Consider the following 23,077-nt stretch of genomic DNA (forward strand, 5'->3'; position numbering starts at 1 on the left):
ATGGGTCTTTTAACGTAATTGTGAAGGACTCATGCCATAAAACTGTTTAAAGCGATGGCTTAAATGACTCGCTGAACTAAACCCACAAACTAGGGCAATATCTTGTAAAGAAAGCTGAGATGACTGAATTAGCCCTTTTGCCTTAGTTAAACGTCTTTGCATGACATATTGGTGAGGCGCCATATTCATGGACTGTTTAAACATATGAGCAAAATGGTATTCGCTTAAATTCACAACATTTGCCAAGTCTGACAAAGCGAGCGCCTGACCTAGATGATCTTCAATCCATTCTTGAATATATTTGAGTTTATGAGGTGCCAGTCCGCCTTTAATGGCAGGCTGTTGCCATTGAACACTACTGTATCTTCGAATTAAATGATTCAACAACAAACTTGCTGTTGTACTCATTTGTAAATGGTTTGAAGAATCTTGCCAATCACAATCTAGTAAGAAGAACTGATAAAGTGCTCGAATCCGTTCATCATCACTAAATGCAACTTCGTTTAGTTGAATTTGATTCGGTTCTTTGTCCCATATTTTTTCGGCAACATCACGCAAATGTTGGTCGGTATAATACAAGTGAACGAATTTAAGCCCACCACGTATGTCCCAAGTAGACTCCTGATGTTCAGGCAACAAACAAAAACGACCCGGCCCACCGCCGTTTTTCCAGCCTGCAGGGGTTTTTTGATAGCTTTCATAGCCATCTTGAATATACAGACTTAGAGTGTGATGATCGCTACAGACACTTACACGATCTTGCTGATTAGACCAAAATGCAAGTTGCATATTTTCATCAAGCACCACAGTTTCGTGAAGCTTGGCTTTAGATTGCTGTAGCTGTTCTAAAGTTTGATAGGCCATGCAAAATTAAAACGAATATCATTGGGCTTAAGTTAACCATATTCAGCAAAATTCAGCTAGTTCAGTTATATAAAAAGCGCAAGATCTTGCATGTATAACACAAGAATATATACGTGAAAAATGAAGCATTCCTAGATACTTAAGCTTGGTAATCGAGGATGAAGTTATGAATATTTTACTCTATGTTGCGGTGGTGTTGATTTGGGGAACAACATGGATTGGAATTGCCGTTCAAAGCCACTATGCAACACCCGTTGTCGCAATTTTATGGCGTTTTGCCATTTCAGCCTTATTACTGTGGGTTGTTTTACTATTTTCAGGAAAATTACAGCGAATTGCTTTAAAAGATCACTTGTTTTGTATGCTACAAGGACTCTGTGTTTTCGGCCTAAACTTTATTTGTTTTTATACTGCGGTTAAATATGTAAATAGCGGTTTAGAGTCTGTCATTTTTTCAATGGCTGTTTTCTTTAATGCCATTAATGCGCTTGTCTTTTTTAAACAGAAACCTTCTCCAAACTTTGCGCCAGCTGCACTTTTGGGTCTAAGTGGTATTGTTCTACTGTTTTGGCATGACCTGATTAATAGTCAGTTTAATGCGCAGTTATTAATGGGTATTGGGCTATGTGCAATAGGCACTTACGGTTTTTCTTTAGGAAATATGATTAGTGTTAGACACCAAAAACGTGGTCTAAATATCTTTTCAACAAACTGTTATGCCATGACTTATGGTGCATTGGTGATGTTAAGTCTAGCTTTATTTACAGGACAAGATTTAATGCCACCGATGAATTTCCCATTCTTAAGTTCGGTACTTTACTTGGCTGTTTTTGGTACAGTTATTGGGTTCTCTGCTTATTTTTCTCTGGTTGGACGAATTGGCGCAGCCAAAGCAGCTTATAGCACGTTGCTCTTCCCTTTAGTTGCTTTAACAGTTTCTACTTTCTTTGAAGGATATGAGTGGACTTTAAATGCTGTACTTGGAATTTTATTAATTTTACTTGGCAATTACTTAATGTTTAGTAAGTTAGAAATTGGAAAAAAGTTATTTAATAGTCAAAAAAGTTGTGAGAAGCAGGCCTAAGCCTGCTTTTTTATAAATCATAATTAATTTTAACAGCCCGTTTTTAGCAATAACTCGAAATCTTTTAAAGCTGCAGCTGCTGTAGCTAAAGGCGCAGATGCCCCTCCACTGACCACAAACTCACCCATCTCTTGCGTTAACACTCGTATGCATTTATTAGAACCTTGCAAATGAGCAAAAGGATGATTTGCTGCAACTAGTCTTAATTCAACACCCGTTTGAATTTGCTGATTTTTAATATGAATAAAACCAACCAAACGAGGAGTTAGATTTTCATTTTTCCAATCACGTATATGATCGGCAGTTACATGACTGATTCCTTGTCTTGGAATATCTTTAATTTTTATATCAGCTCCCAAAACAGTATTGGCTAGTATTGTAATTTTAGCAGCGGTATCCCATCCATCTACATCGAAAGAACTGTCAGGTTCCGTAATACCTTTTACTTGAGCTTTTTCAAGAGATTCTGTAAATGCACATTCGTGTTGCAACATATCATTCAAAATAAAATTTGTGGTGCCTGTAAACACACCTTCTATTTCTAAAATTTGGCAACCAGCCAAGTTATATTCAAACAAATCAACAGTCGGTAAAGCCGCAGCCGTCGCGCCGCTAAAAAATAGTTTTTTATTGTGCTGATGTGCCAAGTTAATTAGTTTTTTACCTTCTACGACTAAAGCACCTTTAGATACTGCAATCGCATTCATGTTATGTGTTAAAGCATAATTTAAATAAAATAGGCCTTTTCCACCTGTCACATAATCACTTGGGCCAGTCTCAATAATGACATCCGCCTGAACCTGTTGTAAAAACTTTTGTTCAGTGAGACCTGCTCGATATTGTGCTTTATCTAGCCACTTTGAAGCTTGTAAACCATCTTGGTCAATTAAACCTGAAGATGAATTACAGACACCCACTAAACGGGCATCAACTTGATATTTTTGTTTATAGTATGTCGATCGATTTAAAAGAAGCTCTGCAATTTGTTGCCCAATCCGTCCAAAACCACAAATTGCCACGTTAACTCGCTTCATATCGCTTTCTCAAAAATTTATATGATTTAAATCAAAAGTTTCCATAGACAATTTCAATGCATCATCTCTGGAAACTTTGTATTTATATAGATAAGTTAAAATACTATATCGCTCAGATATTTGTTAGATTAACAATCTTAATAACCATATAAATTGCGACAGCAAAAACCATTAAAGCAAAGACTTTTTGTACAATCGCAGGTGGAATAAAGAGAATGGCTCGGCGACCTAATAGCATGCCTGCTACACATGCGAGAGCAAATGTACTGGTAATGGCGACTGGATAATGAAAACCCTCTGCAATATGCATTACAATACTTATGCCACTAATGAGAAAAATAATCATAAGTGAAGTTGCAACAATGCTATGCATATCCAAATTTGTGACTTTTCTAAGCGCTGGTACAATTACAAAGCCACCACCAACACCTAGCATACCAGTTAAAAGCCCTGCAATAATTCCAATGCCGGCAAGTACACCTCCAGTTTTAAAATTCCAGATAAATCGCCCTGTACTTGGATTGACCTGACACGGCGGGTTATGGAAATCTGAAACTCGATTACTGATGAGTCGATAACCCACTGTAAACATAACCAAGCTAAACATTAACATGAGCCAGACAGGTGAAATCGTATTGGATATTAAGATTCCAATATGGGCCATTGGAGTACCAATAATTGCTATCCAGATTGCAGCGCGATAGCGCACAATCTTTTTAAATAAGCCTTCAATAGTCCCAATCAGGGTAGATAGCGCGACAGCCAGCAAACCAATAGGCGCTGCTTGAGCCACTGTCCAGCCTTGACTTGTCATGAGTGCGGGTACAGCGAGAATACCGCCACCCGCACCAGTAAGACCAAGTAAAAAGCCAATCACAATGCCTTCAACGACAAGTAGTAACATATCAAAAGCCTAAAATTGCATATATTTCATTTGCTGTGGACTGCCATTTAATGAGTAAGCAAATTCTCATCTTCTTGCGAAGCTTTAGCCGCTTCTCAGGACAAAGCGTTGCTTTACTTAACCTCTTCCGCTCAAGCACAGCTTTCGCCTTCTTGCGAAGCTTCAACCGCTTCTCAGGATAAAGCGTTGCTTGTTTATCCTCTTCCACTCGAGCACAGCTCTCGTCTTGCGCTCGGGTAAAGCGTTGCTTTACTTATCCTCGCTCAGGTTTGACCATCCACTCGCGACCTTTGAGCATGCCTTGCCAGTAAATCGGTGGCAAAATCTGTTCTTTAAGCAACCAAGCCAAACGAGATGGTTTTTGTCCATCAATCACCCATTTTGGAAAACTAGGAAGCAATTTACCGCCGTAACCAAACTCGGCTAGAACGATTTTTCCACGCTCTACTGTGAGTGGACATGAGCCATACCCATTGTATTCACAGAAGTTTTGTTCACCCTTGAGCTGCGTTATCACATTCACAGCGACGATCGGAGCTTGTGCGCGTGCAGCAGCAGCCGTTTTGGCATTAGGCGCATTCATCACATCACCTAAAGCGAAAATATTGGTATGTTGTGTGTGTTGTAAGGTTTGAGGATTCACACTCACCCAGCCTGCTTCATCAGTAAGAGTACTTGCACGAATAAAGTCTGGCGCTTGTTGCGGTGGAACAACATGCAACATATCGAAATCGGTCTCGACCAATACTGCATTTTCATCGTTTACTAACTTAAACCATGCTTTTTTTGCAGGCCCATCTACTTTGACCAGTTGATGATTAAAATGAAGTTCAGAGCCATATTTTTCGACGTATTGCATGAGTGCAGGCACATATTCCTTCACACCAAATAAAACACCGCCGGTGTTATAAAAATGTACAGAGATATCTTTTAATTTGCCTTGCTTTAACCAGTAGTCGGCTGAAAGATACATTGCTTTTTGAGGAGCACCAGCACATTTAATTGGCATAGGCGGTTGAGTAAAGATAGCCTTTCCACCGTTTAGCTGTTGCACCAGTTCCCATGTATACGGCGCTAGATCATAACGATAGTTAGACGTTACCCCATTTTTACCTAAGGTTTCGACTAAACCTTCAATGCCATGCCAATTGAGTTTTAAACCGGGACAGACGACTAAAGCTTTATATTGAATGGGCTGGCATCCTTCCAAAATAACCTGATTATGCTCAGGGTCGAATCCAGCAACCGCAGCTTTCATCCATTTCACTTTTGAAGGAATCACACTTGCCATGGAGCGTGCAGTAACTTGCGGTTTAAAAATGCCGCCACCCACCATGGTCCATCCTGGTTGATAATAATGGGTATCTGCCGGATCAATAATGACAATATCCAAATGAGGTTCACGAGACAGTAAACTCGATGCTACAGAAATTCCAGCTGCGCCTGCTCCCACAATCACAACGCTATAGCAAGGAACTGAGCTTGGTTCGTGATCGCGTTTTAAAATACGAGGAACGAGGCCTTTTAAGTTAAAACCAAGTTTATTACCAGATTCAACTAACAGTGCTGCATCTTTTGGAGCAACTTCGGCCAAAGCCCATAAACTGATTGCACGCATACCAGAACGGCAATACGCTAAAACAGGTTTTTGGGCATTCTGATAAAGCTGTTTAAACTCGGCAACTTGTTGATCGGTAATTTTGCCACTGCTAACAGGTTGATAAATTACCTTTAGGCCATGTCGCTGAGCTGCTTCTTCAATTTCAATCACATTGGGTTGGTCTGCACCTTCTCCATCCGGGCGGTTACATATCAGAGTCTTTACTCCCTGATCTACAATTTTTGCGACATCATCAGCGGTGATTTGAGCAGCAACATAAAATTCTTGATTAACTCGTTTAATTTCCATATTGCCACCTTATGATTGTGAAATTGAGCCGCAGGCCTGATTAGCAGGAAGTGCTTTATCGATCTGCTTTGGATATGGAAGATTTAAATTATTCATTAATTTAATAAAATCTTCACGCGAACGATTCTGGCCTATACGTGAGTTATTTAAACGTTCATTGCCAATGGTTGAAGATAAACGACCTTTATAATCGTGTCCCGGATACACAATAGTGTCGTCAGGCAAGCTAAAAAGTTGTTTATGAATACTGTCATAAAGTGTGCCCGCATTTCCCTGCTGGAAGTCGGTTCGACCACAGCCATCAATTAATAATGCATCACCAGTGAAAACCATATTTCCCACCAAATAACTCGTACAAGCATTGGTATGACCTGGTGTATAACGTGCTTCAATACTAAGTTTGCCTAGTTTCAGCGTACAACCATCTGTAATAAGAATATCTCCACAACTTACATCTGAACTTCTATGTAAAACCGATTTACAATGAAAACGTTCACGCAGTAAATTTGCAGCAGTAATATGATCTGCATGAACATGTGTATCTAAGGTATAGATGAGCGTAAATTGATGCTTTTCTAATGCTTTTGCATAGATTTCTATATCTGATGCAACTGGGTCAATTAAAACAGCCTCTCGTGTTTCTTCACATCCAAGCATATATGTATAAGTCGAACTTTCTTGTTCAAAAAATTGCTTAAAGAACATGATTTATACCCCGATAATTTATTTCTATCCTATATTTTGCAAATACAATGCCAATTATTTTTATTTAAATAATAAGTTTAAAAATCATATAGTTAATTAAAAATTTAAAATTAGAATCAGAATATAAACTTTTCTTGATGTTTCTGTGAAACTCAAGTATGTTTCAATGAAACGATTGTGAAACATGTGAAATGGCAAAGCTAAATTTTGAGTCAGAACAAGATTTTTATATTTTATTTGAGCAACTTAAGGCTTTATTCCCAAATGCGAGTCTGTTTTTAGCAGACACAACGACTCACGCAATTCACTATAAATTTAACACAGATGATATTTCTGTCGAGAGCATGGCAGCGCTTACTCAAGATCATCACAATCAATATCTTGAAATTAATACTCCTAAAGTTAGAAAGCGATTTATCTATCAAGAACATGATATTTATATTGCCGAGCATCGGATTATTGGGAAGCTACATATTTTACAGCCGATAAGCAATGAAAATGACATTACAGAACCGTTAGAAATAACAGAGCAATTGAAAGACTTAGCCAAAGTTTTTAATAGCTGCTCACCAGAAATGGCTCGTATGTTTTCGATTATTCAAAGAGTAGCTATTACTGAATTTCCAGTGCTTGTCCGCGGTGAATCTGGGAGTGGTAAAGAATTGGTAGCAAAAGCCATTCACGATTATAGCCAGCGCAAAAACAAAATTTTTGTAGCGATTAACTGTGCTGCTCTCAATGCCAATATTTTAGAAAGTGAGCTGTTTGGACATGTTAAAGGTGCTTTCACAGGAGCAATTCGTGACCATAAAGGCGTGTTTGAACGTGCCGCTGGTGGAACACTGTTTCTGGATGAAATTGCCGAGATTCCTTTAGAGCTTCAAGCTAAATTATTACGGGTGCTAGAAACAGGTGAATTTACGCCTGTCGGTGGTGAAAAACCGATTCAAGCCAATGTCCGAATTATTACTGCAACACATAAAGCTTTACGCGAAGAAGCTAAAGCCGGACGATTCCGTCATGATTTACTTTACCGTTTACGCGTAATTCCAATTTTTATACCACCACTCAGAGAACGAAAAGTCGATATTCCACTGATTGTCGATCAGATTTTAAAAGAAAGCTCAACTCAACTCGACACCATGCCTCATCATGTCAATCAAAAAGCTATGCAAGTTCTTTTAAATTATGACTGGCCGGGAAATGTTCGCGAGCTTAAAAACACCCTACTTTATGCATTAACGATGGCAAATGGTAAGGATGAGATTGAAGTTGAAGACTTACCAAATGAACTTTTAAATGCTGACGATTACGTTAAATTGCCTGAGACAAATACCGAGCTTAGTCCAGAAAATGTACAAGCTGCTTTAGAAAAATATGACCATAACCTGAATATGGTTGCTAATATTTTTGGTATTAGCCGTACAACGCTTTGGCGATATAGACAAAAACATAAGCTTTAGCTAGGTATTTGTTAGATCTAAGGCGTATCATATTGTAGTTGGTTAGTTCCATTAAATTCAAAGGCTTTCTATGATTGTTCGCGATAAAAGCAACGTTTTTAAACTCTTATTTGCATGGAAAGGAACTGTTCTACCCAAGGTCTTGCCAGCATTGAGTTTTGTTGTATTTATTTCAGCATGTGTAGTTTGGCTTTCTTATTATCATTGGATTCAAATTCCTACTGTACCCGCAATTGGATTTACAATCTTTGGTGTGATTCTTTCCATTTGTACGGGTTTTAGAAATAACGCCTGTTATGACCGTTGGTGGGAAGGCCGCAAACTTTGGGGTGCATTAATTGCGAATGCCAGACACATTGTTAGAGACAGCCATGTTCTATCTAATGAACAACGTGAACATTTAATTCATCAGGTCTTAATTTTTAGTAATTTACTACGTGATCGACTGCGCCAGCAAACCGCTGAGCCGACCAAATTTCTTGAACATGCTTATTTAAATAACTCTTCACTCGATTATTTAAATGATCATATTAATGCACCGCAGTTTGTACTCGAAAACATTCAAAAAGATTTAGTTAAAATACTAAAGGACGGCGAAATTAGTGACATTATCTATAGCACGCTAAGTCGACATATTATTGAGTTAGGCAATATTCAAGCAGGTTGTGACCGTATTGCCGGTACACCTTTACCCTACTCTTATTCTGTACTTTTACATCGCGCTGTTTATTGTTTCTGTTTCATATTACCGTTTAGCCTTGAAGCAGCTTTAGGTATTTGGACACCGCTTATTGTTGGCTTAATCGCTTATATGTTTTTAGGGCTAGATGCTTTAAGTGCTCAAATTGAAGAACCTTTCGGTTTGCAAGAAAATGATTTACCGCTCGATTCTATTGTACGTTTGATTGAGCGAGAATCTTTAAGCTCTTTAGGACAGCCATTACCTCCTATTATTGAAGCCAAAAACAACAATTTACTTTAATAAAAAAGAGCGATGATTCGCTCTTTTTTACATGTTTAAGTTTCTATTTAGGGTTGTACAATAATCTTAACTGCCGACTCATTGTTATGAATTAAGGTTTCAAAACCTTGTGAAATCAAATCATCCAGTTGAATACGCTGCGTAATAAAAGGTTCAAGATTTATTTTACCTTCTTCAACCAGTTTGATCGTCTCCTGATGGTCATTTACATAGGCAATTGTGCCTCGTACATCAAGCTCTTTCATTACCACACTATGCACATTAATTGATGCTGGGTGGCTCCAAATCGAAACTATGACAATCACACCAGTTGGTTTCACTGCTGCAACTAAAGTATCTAATACCTTGTTAACGCTACTACATTCAAATGCGACATCGACACCATCGCCATTGGTAATTTTCATAACCTCAGAAACAACATCAACTTCAGATGGGTCTAAAATATAATCTGCGACTCCCGACTCTTTGGCTTTTTCTTTACGTTTGGCACTTAATTCGGTAATGATGACTTTAAGACCTTTCGCTTTTAAAATTGCCGAAAGCAATAAACCAATTGGCCCAGCACCGCCAACCAGTGCAATATCACCAGCCTTTGCACCACTACGCACGAAAGCATGGTGACCCACCGATAACGGTTCAATTAAGGCTGCCTGATCCAGTGGAATTTTATTGGAAATTGGGTGTACCCAACGGCGTTTAACTGCAATTTTTTCCGATAAACCACCTCCACGACCACCTAAACCAATAAAGTTCATATTTTTGGAAAGATGATAATTATCGCCCGGTCCAGTCGGTACATCATCGGCCACAATATAAGGCTCTACCACCACATGTTGACCAATTTCAATATCATTAACACCTTCACCTACGGCATAGACCACCCCTGAAAATTCATGTCCCATAGTAATCGGCGCAGATTCGCCTGAAATAGGATGCGGATGTCCGCACGGTGGAATAAAAATTGGCCCTTCCATAAATTCGTGCAAATCTGTACCACAGATTCCACACCAAGCTACCTTAATGCCTACAGTGCCAGGACTGACTTTTGGTTCAGGGATATCTTCAATACGAATATCACCTCTGTCATAAAAACGCGCTGCTTTCATTATTATCTCCCTCAAATCAGGATGTTGTTTTAGCGATAGACTATTCCACCGTCCGTTAAAATGGATTGACCTGTAATATAGTCCGAATCTTCACTTGCCAGAAAAGCAACTAATGCAGCTACATCATCTGGTGTTTGGGCTCTACCTAAAGCAATGCCTTCTACATACTTTTTATAAGTTTCACCAATTGCGGCACCCGTAATTTCAGCAAAACGTTTATCAATTTCAAGCCACATGTCAGTTCCGACAATTCCGGGGCAATATCCATTTACCGTAATACCATGACTGGCATATTCTTTTGCCGCAGTTTGCGTAAGTGCTCGTACCGCAAATTTGGTTGCCGAGTAAATACCGAGTAAAGCAAATCCGTCGTGGCCTGCAATTGAACAGGCATTAATGATTTTACCTTTATGTTGGCGTTGCTTAAATTTTGCTGCTGCAGCCTGTATGCCCCACAGCACTCCACCAATATTGATATCAACAATTTTTTGAAATTCATCAGGTGTGATATCGGCAATCGCTTGAACTTGAGCGATTCCAGCATTATTAATCATGACATCAAACCCGCCAAGTGTCTGCTCAGCATGATTTATAGCGGCATACACTTGCTCGCGGTCACTGACATCGGCAATAAATGTGCTCGCATATACACCTAAAGCGTGAATTTCCTGCTGCACATCGTTCAGTCGATCTTGTTTCATATCCACTAATGCAATATGTGCCCCTTCTTGCGCCAAGCGCAGGGCAATCCCACGGCCAATGCCTTGAGCTGCCCCCGTCACTAAAACAACTTTATTTTTTAATCCCTTAACCATGTTCAACTCCTGTAAATGCAGAATTTTTACATATGAATCGCTCGTTGCATTGAAGCTAGAATGGATTCATGCATAGCTTCTGATAATGTTGGATGCGGGAAAATCACTTGAGCTAAACTTTCATCAGTTGCTTCTAGGTATTTGGCAATAGCAAATCCTTGGATATGTTCGGTTACTTCATGGCCTACCATATGTGCACCAAGCAGTTCGCCCGTTTCTGCATGAATAATAGTTTTCACAAAACCTGACGCATCTCCAATTGCCAAAGCTTTGCCATTTGCAGTTAAAGAGAACTTTCCGATTCGTATAGGTAAATTCTGAGCTTTTGCTGCATTTTCCGTTAAACCAATACTGGCCACTTGTGGATGTGTAAAAATACAACCCGGTATCTGACTACGGTCGAGTGAATGGACGTTTATCACACCAGCGATTTTCTCGACACATATCATGGCTTCGTGGCTTGCTTTGTGGGCAAGACACGGTGCTCCAGCCACGTCACCAATGGCATAAAGCCCTGCTACGTTGGTTTTACAATAGTCATCAATTGCCACAAAACCTTGTGGATTAAGTTCTACACCTAAACGTTCTAGTCCTAACCCTGTGGTATTCGGCTGTACACCAATTGCCGAAAGCACACGGTCAAAAACAAGGGTTTGAACGTCATTTGCCGTTTCAATTACACAGTGGACTTGATCATTTTCAATTTGAATACTTTGAACAACAGCATCGGTTAAGACTTTCATGCCTTTTTGTTCAAATTGCTTTCTAACAAATTGAGCAACTTCCGCATCTTCAGTTGGTAAAATCTGCTTGGCTAAATCAATAAGCGTGACCTGACAACCCAAGTCTTGATAAAGGCTCGCAAACTCACTACCAATTGCACCTGAACCTACAACCAGTAAACTTTTCGGTAACTGCTCTGGAACAAGAGCCTCTTTATAGCTCCAGACATAGGTTCCATCGACAGGAAGCTGAGGAACATGTCGAGCTTTAGCTCCAGTTGCCAAAATAATATGCGGTGCACTCAAAGCCTGACTTTTACCTTGAGCATCTGTCACTTCAAGTTTTTCTTTAGCCGTAAGTTGAGCACGGCCATTAAGCACTGTCACATGATTCTTTTTCAGCAGGTAGTCGATGCCTTGTACTAATTGAGCTGACACTTGTCGGCTATGTTGCACAAGCTTTTGAATATCAAAATCGAGTTGGGATACCTGAAAACCAAACTGTCCAGCATGTTTAAACTGGTTTGCAAGCTCTGCCCCTGCAAGCAAAGCTTTAGTTGGAATACAGCCCCAATTTAGACAAATTCCGCCTAAATGTTGCTCTTCTACAATTGCGGTTTTTAACCCGAGCTGGGCTGCACGAATTGCAGCCACATACCCACCCGGTCCCGCGCCAATCACAATTAAATCAAATTGAGCTTCTGACATGCGGGTTCTCCTACACCAAAATTAAAGCAGGGTTTTCAACAAACTGCTGAAAGCTGGCCAAGAATTTCGCCCCAACTGCACCATCAATGACTCGGTGATCGCAAGACAATGTCGCTGTGACAATCTCACGAACCACTACATTGCCATTTTCAACAACAGCACGTGATTCAGAAGCACCTAATGCCATAATTGCACCTTGCGGTGGATTAATAATGGCATCGAACTCTTTAATGCCTAACATTCCTAAATTTGAAATGCTAAAGCTGCCGCCCTGAAACTCATCAGGTTGTAACTTGCCAGTCTTGGCACGCGTTGCCAAATCACGCATGTCATCGGAAATCTGTGCTAATGACTTCTGATTTGCTGCTTTTACAATCGGTGTAATTAAACCGTTTGGAATCGCTACAGCCACCGAAATATCCGCTTGAGAGAACTGTAAAATTGATTGAGTCGCCTCATCAAATTGAACATTCACCTCAGGTACTTTAATCAGCGCCGCTGCCGCTGCCTTAATTAGCATGTCATTAATAGAAAGTTTCACTTGTGGAACAGTCTCATTAATCTGCTTACGTAAATTTTGCAAAGCTTCTACGTTTAGATCGACCACTAAGCGAAAATGTGGTGCATTACGTTTTGCAGCCTGTAGCCGTGAAGCAATCGCCTTACGCATCCCATTCATCGCGACAGTAGTAACGGTCGATTGTGCTTGAGCAGCACATTGCACAGATTGTTCATTTACTGGCATTGGGTTGTTACGATAGTAAACTGCCTCAACATCTTCTTTACAGACACGGCCACGAGTACCTGAAACACGGCAATCATTTAGGTTAATGCCCCACTGTTTTGCTAAACGGCGTGCTACAGGTGTCGCTAAAACTTGGCTATCATCGGCAGTAGATTTAACTACTTTAGCTTGAGTTTGCTGCTTAACATCAGGCCACTGACCACCAGCAGCTTGTACAGCCTTCTGGATGTCTTGAACACTAATACGTCCTTCACGACCAGAACCTGTAACTTTTGCCAAGTTTACATTGTACTTTTCTGCAAGCTTTAACGCATGCGGTGTTACAAACAGCTCATTAGATATTTGATAACCTAGTAATGACTCTGGTACAGCGTAATCATCTTTCGCTACCTTTTCAGGAGCTGGAGCGCTAGCTGTTAAAGTCTGTGGCTGTTCTGCTTTTTCAACAATAGGTGCAGATGTTTCTGCTTTACTTTGCTCCGAAGGTGCTGCAGGTGCTTGAGCTGCTGAACCACCTAGTGATGCGATAAACTTTTCAATTTCTGCATCAGAAACTTCACTATCAGCACATACGGCAATAAGACCACCAACAGGTAAAGTATCACCGTCTTTTGCTAAAATTTTACGGAGCGTTCCAGCAAAAGGCGCTTCTAACACATTGACGATTTTTGTGGTTTCAATTTCACAAATCTCATCGCCCTTATTAAAGCCATCACCCTCTTTAATCAACCATTGGGCGATCGTACCTTCTTCCATGGATAATCCCCATTTTGGGATCTCCAGCGTTTTAATTTCGCTCATCCTAAGCCTCCAATGTTTTTCGCACAGCTTGCTCAATACGCTCTACACTTGGAATCCATTCTTTTTCTAAAACTGGAGAGAATGGAACAGGCGTATGTGGTGGCGTTACGAGTTCAACAGGTGCTTTCAAATAGTGGAAACCTTTTTGGGCGATTAGTGCAGCCACATCATGTCCAAAACCACAGCGTGCTGCTGATTCATCCACAATAACCACTCGTCCAGTCGACGCAACAGACTCTAAAATTCCTTCTTCATCCAGAGGGGAAATCGTACGAGGGTCTACTACTTCAACCGAAATACCATCTTTTGCCAGTTTGTCTGCTACTTCATTGGCGCGGTGTACCATCAGGCCTAAAGCAATAATGGTCACGTCTGTCCCTTCACGGGTGTAATTTGCTACACCAAAAGGAATGGTATAGGCCTCATCAGGAACTTCGCCTTTAATGTCATAAAGCATTTTATGCTCGCAGAACACCACAGGGTCATCATCACGAATAGCCTGAATTAACAGCCCTTTCACATCATATGGGCTAGATGGAACTACAACTTTTAAGCCCGGAACCGCGGCAAATACGTTATATGGTGACTGAGAATGCTGGGCTGCCGCAGAAAAACCTGCGCCAATCATGCCACGTACAACCATGGGTGCTTTTGCCTTTCCGCCAAACATATAACGGAATTTAGCGGCTTGGTTATAGAGCATGTCATGGCACACGCCGTAGAAATCCATAAACATTAAATCGGCAACAGGACGTAAACCTGTTGCAGCAGCACCCGCGGCCATACCGATAATTGCAGACTCGGTAATTGGCGTATCAATAACACGTTCCGAACCAAATTCTGTCCATAAGCCTTTGGTTACGCCAAGTACCCCACCGAAACCTTCTAACTGGTTGTCTTCAGTGTTTTTACCGCCGTGTCCACCGCGAACATCTTCACCAACAACAAATACGGTTGGGTCGCGGCGCATTTCTGATTCAATGGCTTCTTTAATTGCATTACGAAAATTTTTATTTGGCATCTTTACTATTCCTTTAGTAAGAGACATAGACGTCGGTAAGGAGTTGTTCTGGTTTTGGATATGCCGCAGCACGAGCTTTTGCAACGGCATCATCAACATTTGCCTTTGAAGCTGCATCAATCTCGTCTAGTTTGGCATCATCAATTTTGCCTTTGACTTTTTCGCGGAAAATTTTCAAAGGATCTTTGTTTTCTTTAATAAACTCGACTTCTTCCTTAGAACGAATCAAGCCAGGGTCACCTTCAAAGTGGCCATAAAAACGGTTTGTAATGGTTTCAATCACGCTTGGTCCTTCACCACGACGTGCACGTTCAATGGCAGTTTGAGCAGCTTCATAGACAGCAAAGAAGTCTGTACCATCAACTTTAACCGCAGGTAAACCAAAACCTGCTGCACGACCAGCTATGTCCTTACTTCCTACAGCGTAATCATGACCAGTCCCCTCGCCAAAACCGTTATTTTCAAAAACGAAAATCACTGGAAGTTTAAGCACAACCGCCATGTTCATTGCTTCAAAAGTAAGACCTTGGTTTGAACCGCCGTCACCTGTAAAAGACAGTCCGACGCCGCCAGTCTTTAAGGTTTTCGCTGTCAACGCTGCACCAATTGCTAAAGGAGGCCCACCACCCACAATCCCGTTGGCACCAAGCATACCTTTATCTAAATCGGCAATATGCATAGAACCGCCTTTTCCACGGCATAGTCCGTCATCTTTACCGAAAATTTCCAGCATCATGGCGTGAATGTCACAGCCTTTTGCGATACAGTGTCCATGTCCACGGTGTGTTGAAGTGATATAGTCTTTGTCGGTTAAGTTTTCGCAAATCCCGACTGCAACAGCTTCTTCTCCGCTATATAAATGAATAAAACCGGGAATATCACCATTGGTATTTTCTTCGTGAAGTCGATCCTCAAATTCACGAATATCACGCATGCGTTTGTATGCTGCGAGTAATTGCTCTTCCGTTAATTGCATATCCTTTTCCTTTATTATCTTGATTATTGAAAATCAACCAAGTTTCAGCGAGAGATATATATTTCTCTATAAACAATAAAGCTCAATTTAATTTAATATGCTATTAGACTAAAAAGTTTTAAATAAGTTTTTTAACTATTAGTTTTTATTTTTCACAAACTTACAATGCAAAAATAAAATCAAAAAATTTTAATTCATTTCATTAACTTATAAAACAAACCTTTAACCAACCTTTGTTAATTTATAATATTTGCTGTGTACTGTGTGTATTAATAAATTCATTTTTTATTATTTTATAAATTAAGATTCTATTATACACAACCTAATTTCAAATGAATTTAATATAAAATGGAATTTTATATATGAACTTAAAAAGGCAAATAGAGGCAGGTATTAAATTAAGAGGAATAGATAAAGTTTCTCGTATTCCGATTAAGATTTTACCTACCGAAGAATTACCTAAAAAACCAGAATGGATTCGAGCAAAAATAACGGATTTCGAAGAAATTCAACGTATCAAAAATTTATTACGTCAACAAAAACTACATAGTGTTTGCGAAGAAGCCGCATGCCCAAATCTACCTGAGTGTTTTGGTGGCGGTACGGCAACATTTATGATTATGGGAGATATTTGTACAAGACGATGCCCTTTCTGCGATGTAGCTCATGGTCGTCCAATGCCTTTAGATGAAAATGAACCTAAGCATCTGGCAGAAACGGTCGCAAACTTAAACTTAAAATATGTCGTGATTACCTCTGTAGACCGCGATGATCTACACGATGGTGGTGCAGCACATTTTGTAAAATGCATTGAAGAAATCAGAAACCGTTGTCCAGACACGCTGATTGAAATTTTAGTTCCAGACTTTCGTGGTCGTTTAGAAACTGCACTTTCGACATTAAGTTTATCGCCACCCGATGTGTTTAATCATAACATTGAGACAGTACCGCGTTTATATAGTGCGATGCGCCCTGGTTCGGACTATCAGCATTCGTTAAATTTATTAAAACGTTTTAAGAAATACTGTCCAGATATTAAAACCAAATGTGGTCTGATGGTTGGATTAGGAGAAATTGAAGCTGAGGTGCTTGCTCTACTCAATGATTTAAAAGATCACGATGTAGATTTAATCACTATTGGGCAATATCTACAGCCCTCAAAGTCACATGCCCCTATTCATCGTTTTGTCCATTTAAAAGAATTTGAAAGATACACTCAGCATGGAAAGCGTTTAGGCTTTAAAAATATTTGGAGTGCACCAATGGTACGTTCTAGCTATTTTGCCGATCGGCAATACTTTGGAGAACCTGTACCGAAGCCATTTTCAAGAGAAGATGTTTTGTCTTAGCGCAATCCGAAATAACAAAACTTATCCAATTGGCTAATGGTCAAACCCATTAAAACTATTTAAGGTAAATGAAATAAGAGGAAATTGTCACAATAATAAAGTTAAACCTGTTGAGCGGCTAAGGATACGTCATTTCAACGATAAAGGAATTTCGATATGGATATGTCAAAACAACTATTATTGCCTTCTACAGATAACCTTCCGTCTTTCTTTAGAACGGAAATAACCTCTGAAACAGCCTATTCAGTGAAAAAGCCATCACTCGATTTAGATGCAGCCCCTTTATTTGACCTTGATCAGGAATGGCAACATTCCTTATTTGGTCGTTCAATCCAAGAGTGCCATAGAAATTTGATGCATATTGCTGAAGATGCGGATATGGCAATTGGCGTGACAGATCCTCACGGTACTTTACTCTGGACATGGAGTAGTACACCTATGCGTTCATCTGCTGAACAAGTTCACTTTGTTGAAGGTGGGCAATGGTCCACTCAAGCGGTTGGTCAAAATGCAATTGGTCTTGCCCTAAATACACATTCAGCAAGCTGTGTTTACTCACACGAAAACCAGATGAACAGCGTTAGAGACTGGGTATGTTATGCAGCCCCAATCACCGATGCAAACACAGGCCAGTTTTATGGCATTATGAACTTATCAACTAAGTATCAAAAGCATAATTCACTTGGAATTTTAGCAGTTGAACGCTGTGCAGATCTTGTAAAACAAGCCATTCAACTTCATCAAAAAAACATTTTATATATTAAGGCTCTAGGCACACCTAAAATTCAATACAATCAACATGGCTTAACACTCACGCAGCGTCAAATCGAAATATTATGTATTCTTGCCTTGTGTCCAGAAGGTATAAACTTAGAAGAACTGCACTACGCTTTATATGGCGACCGCCCAGTGAGTACAACCACATTAAAATCTGAACTCTCTCAACTTCGAAACTTAATTCCAGATGTTATCGAGTCACGGCCATATAGACTCAACTGTGAAATTCAATGTGACTTTCTTATGGCTGAGCAGGCGTTAAACTTAGGGTTTACTGCAACCACTTTAACACTCTACAGAGGTAGTTTTTTAGCCAAATCAGAAAGCCCATTCTTATGCGCTTGGAGAGATTGTTTTGATGCTCGATTGAGCCATGTGATTTATCAAATTGATGATATAGATCAACTGTTACGTGTAGTCAGTCGTGTGCCTGATCGAGTTGATGCTGTTGAACGCTTACTTGAATTATTACCTGAGGATACACCTTATAGAGTAAAGCTTTTAAAATTGCTTGAATAAAATAAAAGGGAGAATATTGTATAAATATTCTCCCTTTTCAAGATCAGTTTAAGCAGAAGCTTTAAGCTGTATCCTATAGCAATCATCTAAAGCCAGCTCATAATAACGCAATCCTTCTTCAGCAGCATGAAATGCTTTTTGCTGCCAATCGGGGCGGTCATTCGACAAACGTTTAATCAACTCCATGGCTTCATAAGGATGTAAATCATCATAATGCGCATGGGCACGCAACCAAGCTAAAGAGCGCTTATCAATCGTAACTTCAGGGTGATCTGTATAAGCATGAATACCTTTATAGACTTGAATAGACCAGTCACCTGTCGCCCATTCAATTGCTAAGTTGGTGGCAGCTAAACATTCAGCTAAATTACCACGATGACTCATGTTCCATAGAAAATGGTTCACCGCATTCATTGCAGCCGGCGGTCTCACGCTATCAAGCTGTTCTATAGTTAATCCAAAACCTTTAGCCCAATCACGATACCACCGCAAATGGCGTTCTTCGACTTTAATATTTTGAATTAACCAGTCTCGTGCTTCCGTTACACCTGGTTCAGCAAAAGCAGTCGCTTTAGCTAATGCACCAGCCATATATGATGGAAAGTGCGCTACTAATGGATAGAAATTAAGTAATGCATAACGGAAACTCTCTAGGCTCAATCCCCCATTGGCCATTTCAGTAAAAAACGGATGTTTACTGACTCGCTCCTTAACTGGTAAAAGATCATCCCAAAATCGCTGAGACCATTCATTATGCGCTGTAATTTCTAAATTAATTCCATATTGATTTAAAGCAGTCATTGCTAATTTTCCTATTTATATGACAGCAATCATCTGTACTTCACGGCTATAAGTCTATCCGAAAATGATAAAGATACAATCTTTAATCGACCATTTGTCATTTTTTCTCAAAGGTTTGGGGTCTTTAGATAATTGTGACGCTAATCATTGAAATGTCGTGATTTTTATCACAATTAGAGAGTATAAAAATCATTACTTTTTTAAAAAATCTGTATTATTATTTTTAAATAATCCACACATTATATAACCAATACTTTTAGATGGAACTTTAATAAACCAAGTCTCATTTTATGCCAACTTCCAATATAGAGAGCATTAATTATGAAGTTGCAAGGTTCCAATATATTGGGACAGGAACAAATAGATTTATTAACCACACGCGGATTAAATTTCCTCAGGTTTCCAAAGCAACTTGAAACGATTTATCGTTTTCAATATCAAGAAGGTGCGGCCTATGAGTTTCGCTATAGAGCACCTATTATTTTAATATTATATTTATTTTTAAGCTTTGGTATATACCAAGTTTTACCGACTGAACAAGTTTTATCCTGGTTAAACTATTATTCTTGGGTGGGTATAATAGTTTTAATTGCATGGATTTTATCATTTATTAAAAAATTAAATCAGTGGTTTGATTATTATGTCGGAATTGGCTCTGCTTCCGCCGTTGCTATCACCTTTATTTTAATTAACGTTTTAGAAAATGGCCAAGATAATGTTCTTTTTCATGCAGCGATGATGTATGCAATTGTGATTATCTACGGTGCTGTAGGTATGCGCTTTTATACTGCCATTATTGCCGGATGGATTGGTGGTTTTGTTGGTATTTTAGTCAGTACTTATGTAAAAGGTGACATTGATTGGACCTTTTTAAACCGTTCATATACGTTTAGTAGTTTCTTAGGAATGACCCTTGCTTACGCGACAGACCGTCAACACCGAGAAAACTATTTACAAAACTGTATGATTGAGCTCAACCGTATTGAACTTATGCAACAAGCGCAGCAGCTATCTTTGCTTTCACAACAAGATGCTTTAACTGGGCTTGCTAACCGACGTTATCTTGATGAAACACTAGATAATGAATGGCGACGTGCACTACGTCATGAGACATCACTTACCATTATGATGGTCGATATCGACTTTTTTAAGTCATATAACGACACCTTGGGCCATCTTAAGGGTGATCAGTGCTTAAGAGATATTGCTACTGCAATTTCATCTATTGCCGCTCGTAGTGGAGATTTGGTTGCTCGTTATGGTGGTGAAGAGTTTTTACTTCTTTTCCCTATGACAAACCCACAACAGGCTCAAATTCAAGTTGAAAGATTAATGAACGCAATTAAAAAAATTGCAATTGTTCATCCATGTAGCAGTGTTTCACCGTATGTAACCATTAGTGTGGGTGTCGCAACGACTGTTCCGCGTTTAAATGATTCAATTTCTGCCTTTGTTAGCCGCGCAGACCATGCACTCTATCAAGCAAAAACAAATGGTCGTAATCAATATCAAATTGCTGTAAATGAAGAACAAATTGTAGACTTAACTTAGTTATTTATAAGTTTATATAATTAAAAAAATTGCTATCAATAAATAAAAAGCCACATACTTTAAATTATGTGGCTTTTCTTAATTCAACCAGAGCTATGGCTAAGGTTCAATCGGAGCAAATGGAGGAACAACATCTGCATTTTGAGCACGATGGCGTAGGAAATGATCCATTAAAACAATAGCCAGCATTGCTTCCGCAATTGGAGTTGCTCGAACGCCGACGCACGGATCATGACGCCCTTTAGTTAATACATCAGTATCTTCACGATTTAAATTAATCGTTTTCCCCGGAGTTGTGATACTTGCTGTTGGTTTTAGGGCAATCGCTACACGAATGGTTTGACCACTTGAAATACCACCCAAAATTCCACCAGCATGATTTGCTAAGAAGCCATGACTCGTCAATTCATCACGTGTTTCATGACCAAACTGTCCAGCAACTGCAAAACCATCACCAATTTCCACACCTTTCACCGCATTAATACTCATCATTGCATGTGCAATGTCAGCATCTAAACGGTCAAAAACAGGCTCACCCCAACCTACAGGAACTTTCTCAGCTAAAATTTCTAGTTTAGCGCCACAGCTTGTGCCTTGTTCACGTAAAGAAGTAACCAATGCTTCAAAGCGAGAAACAGCATCTACATCGCCACAGAAAAATGGATTATTTGGAACTTCATTCCAATCTAGTTTCTCGGTAACTTCATTACCAATTTGAGTGACGTGACCACGAATCAAGACACCAAATTTTTCTGCTAAATATTTCTTCGCAATAGCGCCTGCTGCAACGCGCATAGCAGTTTCACGAGCACTTGAACGACCGCCACCACGATAATCACGGAAACCATACTTTTGTGTATAGGTATAATCCGCATGACCCGGTCTAAAGGTTTGCGCAATATTTCCATAATCTTTCGATTTTTGGTCAGTATTACGAATGAGTAAACCAATTGGAGTACCTGTGGTTTTCCCTTCAAATACACCTGAAATAATTTCAACTTGATCAGGTTCTTTGCGTTGAGTTGCAAATTTCGATGTACCAGGCTTACGGCGATCCAAATCTATTTGCAGATCTTCTTCGGTCAATGCAAGGCCCGGTGGCACGCCATCAACAATTGCCATTAAGCCAACACCATGTGATTCACCACATGTAGTTACACGAAAGAGTTGTCCAATAGTGTTCCCTGCCATACGTACAACTCCTTAAGATTGTTCTGGAAATAATTTTCTATAACGACGACATTGTTCAGCAGTCAAAGCAAAAATACCTGAACCGCCTTTTTGGAAAGTAAGCCAGTTGAAGTCAATTGTATTGAAGTTCTGACGCATTGCCCATTCAGAGTTACCCACTTCAATGACAATTAAACCATCTTCTGTCAAATAATCTGCTGCTTGAGCAAGCATTTTACGTACTAAGTCTAAACCATCTTGACCCGCTGCCAATGCAAGTTCAGGCTCATGTAAAAACTCTTCTGGTAAGTCAGCCATATCTTCGGCATCAACATATGGCGGGTTACTTACAATTAAATCGTACTGATTTTCAGCTGGAATCTTGGCGAATAAATCAGATTCAAGTAACGCAACTTGATATTGCTTATTGTGGTGTTCAACATTGATTGAAGCTACTTCTAAAGCTTCTTTAGAAATATCTGTTGCATCCACTTCAGCATCTGGATAAGCATAAGCTAAAGCCACAGCAATACAACCAGAACCTGTACACATGTCTAAAATACGTTGCGGAGTCTTAGGCTTGGTATTTTCTGGTAAGTTGTTGAGTGCTTCACGCATTTGACCATTTTCATCTAAGCAATATGGTGCAAAACGTTGCTCAATTAACTCTGCAATTGGTGAACGAGGAATAAGTACGCGTTCATCAACATAAAATGGCTTATTGAAGAAGTAAGCTAAATTTAATAAATAAGAAGTTGGAATACGGTCATTAATACGACGCTCCAGCAAGCTTAAGAATTCTGCTTTTTCACTTGGTAAAAGCTTAGCATCTAGAATTTCTGCATCTGCTGACCATTCAAGAGATAAGGTTTGTAAAACTAATGCAGAGCTTTCTGCAAAATAATCTTCAGTACCTTGTCCTAAATGTGCATCATGTTGACGTAATGCTGATACCCCAAAACGAATAAAGTCCCGAATTGTTGATAGATTTTCAGCAGCTTCCTGTAAATGTTCAGGGCTAATCGTCGGTCGCTCCACTTAGGCGTCTCCAAAGGCAATTTTTGCAAAGTG

The 23,077-nt window shown here is 39.6% G+C and carries 20 protein-coding genes; 6 read left to right on the forward strand and 14 right to left on the reverse strand.

Annotated elements, in window-relative coordinates; translation table 11 throughout:
- Positions 1-9: 9 nt before the first annotated feature.
- A complete protein-coding gene (locus F985_RS13480) occupies positions 10-864 on the reverse strand; it encodes a helix-turn-helix domain-containing protein (protein WP_004701771.1) in 855 nt (284 codons plus the stop codon).
- Positions 865-1,030: 166 nt separating this feature from the next.
- On the opposite strand from F985_RS13480, the gene F985_RS13485 reads away from it, so the two are divergent.
- A complete protein-coding gene (locus F985_RS13485; protein ID WP_004701772.1) occupies positions 1,031-1,948 on the forward strand; it encodes a DMT family transporter in 918 nt (305 codons plus the stop codon).
- A gap of 29 nt (positions 1,949-1,977) precedes the next feature.
- On the opposite strand, the gene F985_RS13490 is transcribed toward F985_RS13485, so the two are convergent.
- The 4 genes from F985_RS13490 to F985_RS13505 all read right to left on the reverse strand — a co-directional run bounded on the left by F985_RS13490 (position 1,978) and on the right by F985_RS13505 (position 6,500).
- On the reverse strand, positions 1,978-2,982 hold the full coding sequence (locus F985_RS13490) for a homoserine dehydrogenase (RefSeq protein ID WP_004701773.1): 1,005 nt from the start codon (positions 2,980-2,982) through the stop codon (positions 1,978-1,980).
- Positions 2,983-3,094: 112 nt separating this feature from the next.
- Complete coding sequence (locus tag F985_RS13495) at positions 3,095-3,886, reverse strand: sulfite exporter TauE/SafE family protein (RefSeq protein ID WP_004701774.1); 792 nt, start codon at positions 3,884-3,886, stop codon at positions 3,095-3,097.
- A gap of 253 nt (positions 3,887-4,139) precedes the next feature.
- Entirely contained in the window at positions 4,140-5,795 is a 1,656-nt protein-coding gene (locus F985_RS13500; RefSeq protein WP_004701775.1) for a bifunctional protein tyrosine phosphatase family protein/NAD(P)/FAD-dependent oxidoreductase, read from the reverse strand.
- 9 nt (positions 5,796-5,804) lie between these two features.
- On the reverse strand, positions 5,805-6,500 hold the full coding sequence (locus F985_RS13505; RefSeq protein WP_004701778.1) for an MBL fold metallo-hydrolase: 696 nt from the start codon (positions 6,498-6,500) through the stop codon (positions 5,805-5,807).
- Between the two features lie 191 nt (positions 6,501-6,691).
- Between F985_RS13505 and F985_RS13510 the strand changes: the two genes are divergently transcribed.
- Together F985_RS13510 and F985_RS13515 are read left to right on the forward strand one after the other, a co-directional pair.
- Positions 6,692-7,963: a sigma-54 interaction domain-containing protein gene (locus tag F985_RS13510; protein WP_004701779.1), complete on the forward strand. Its 1,272-nt coding sequence runs from the start codon at positions 6,692-6,694 to the stop codon at positions 7,961-7,963.
- A gap of 70 nt (positions 7,964-8,033) precedes the next feature.
- Positions 8,034-8,945, forward strand: a complete 912-nt coding sequence (locus tag F985_RS13515) for a bestrophin family protein (protein ID WP_004701781.1) — start codon at positions 8,034-8,036, stop codon at positions 8,943-8,945.
- A gap of 47 nt (positions 8,946-8,992) precedes the next feature.
- On the opposite strand, the gene F985_RS13520 is transcribed toward F985_RS13515, so the two are convergent.
- Genes F985_RS13520 through F985_RS13545 form a run of 6 tightly spaced genes read right to left on the reverse strand, consistent with a single transcriptional unit; the run spans position 8,993 to position 15,839 of the window.
- A complete protein-coding gene (locus tag F985_RS13520; protein ID WP_004701783.1) occupies positions 8,993-10,051 on the reverse strand; it encodes a 2,3-butanediol dehydrogenase in 1,059 nt (352 codons plus the stop codon).
- Positions 10,052-10,080: 29 nt separating this feature from the next.
- Entirely contained in the window at positions 10,081-10,866 is a 786-nt protein-coding gene (locus tag F985_RS13525) for an acetoin reductase (protein ID WP_004701785.1), read from the reverse strand.
- A 26-nt stretch (positions 10,867-10,892) separates the two neighbouring features.
- Positions 10,893-12,296 (reverse strand): dihydrolipoyl dehydrogenase, encoded by a 1,404-nt coding sequence (gene lpdA / locus F985_RS13530; protein WP_004701787.1) that lies wholly within the window; start codon positions 12,294-12,296, stop codon positions 10,893-10,895.
- Positions 12,297-12,306: 10 nt separating this feature from the next.
- Positions 12,307-13,842, reverse strand: coding sequence for a 2-oxo acid dehydrogenase subunit E2 (locus tag F985_RS13535; protein WP_004701789.1), 1,536 nt, complete (start codon positions 13,840-13,842; stop codon positions 12,307-12,309).
- A 1-nt stretch (position 13,843) separates the two neighbouring features.
- On the reverse strand, positions 13,844-14,863 hold the full coding sequence (locus tag F985_RS13540) for an alpha-ketoacid dehydrogenase subunit beta (protein ID WP_004701790.1): 1,020 nt from the start codon (positions 14,861-14,863) through the stop codon (positions 13,844-13,846).
- Between the two features lie 13 nt (positions 14,864-14,876).
- On the reverse strand, positions 14,877-15,839 hold the full coding sequence (locus F985_RS13545; protein ID WP_004701792.1) for a thiamine pyrophosphate-dependent dehydrogenase E1 component subunit alpha: 963 nt from the start codon (positions 15,837-15,839) through the stop codon (positions 14,877-14,879).
- A gap of 362 nt (positions 15,840-16,201) precedes the next feature.
- Between F985_RS13545 and lipA the strand changes: the two genes are divergently transcribed.
- Positions 16,202-17,188: a lipoyl synthase gene (lipA, locus tag F985_RS13550; protein ID WP_004701794.1), complete on the forward strand. Its 987-nt coding sequence runs from the start codon at positions 16,202-16,204 to the stop codon at positions 17,186-17,188.
- Positions 17,189-17,344: 156 nt separating this feature from the next.
- The gene (locus F985_RS13555; protein ID WP_004701795.1) at positions 17,345-18,484 is read left to right on the forward strand and encodes a transcriptional regulator; all 1,140 of its coding nucleotides are present in this window, start codon (positions 17,345-17,347) and stop codon (positions 18,482-18,484) included.
- A 48-nt stretch (positions 18,485-18,532) separates the two neighbouring features.
- On the opposite strand, the gene F985_RS13560 is transcribed toward F985_RS13555, so the two are convergent.
- Positions 18,533-19,285, reverse strand: coding sequence for an iron-containing redox enzyme family protein (locus F985_RS13560; protein WP_004701797.1), 753 nt, complete (start codon positions 19,283-19,285; stop codon positions 18,533-18,535).
- Positions 19,286-19,606: 321 nt separating this feature from the next.
- Here F985_RS13560 and F985_RS13565 point away from each other — a divergent pair, with 321 nt between their 5' ends.
- Positions 19,607-20,836 carry a GGDEF domain-containing protein gene (locus F985_RS13565; protein ID WP_004701799.1) on the forward strand — a complete coding sequence of 410 codons (1,230 nt, stop codon included), beginning with the start codon at positions 19,607-19,609 and terminating at the stop codon, positions 20,834-20,836.
- Positions 20,837-20,935: 99 nt separating this feature from the next.
- Here the strand turns inward: F985_RS13565 and aroC are convergent, their stop codons facing one another.
- Positions 20,936-22,027: a chorismate synthase gene (gene aroC, locus F985_RS13570; protein ID WP_004701801.1), complete on the reverse strand. Its 1,092-nt coding sequence runs from the start codon at positions 22,025-22,027 to the stop codon at positions 20,936-20,938.
- Positions 22,028-22,039: 12 nt separating this feature from the next.
- On the reverse strand, positions 22,040-23,044 hold the full coding sequence (gene prmB / locus F985_RS13575) for a 50S ribosomal protein L3 N(5)-glutamine methyltransferase (protein WP_004701802.1): 1,005 nt from the start codon (positions 23,042-23,044) through the stop codon (positions 22,040-22,042).
- Positions 23,045-23,077: the final 33 nt, after the last annotated feature.

The organism is Acinetobacter seifertii (assembly GCF_000368065.1).
In the GTDB taxonomy this organism is placed as follows: domain Bacteria; phylum Pseudomonadota; class Gammaproteobacteria; order Pseudomonadales; family Moraxellaceae; genus Acinetobacter; species Acinetobacter seifertii.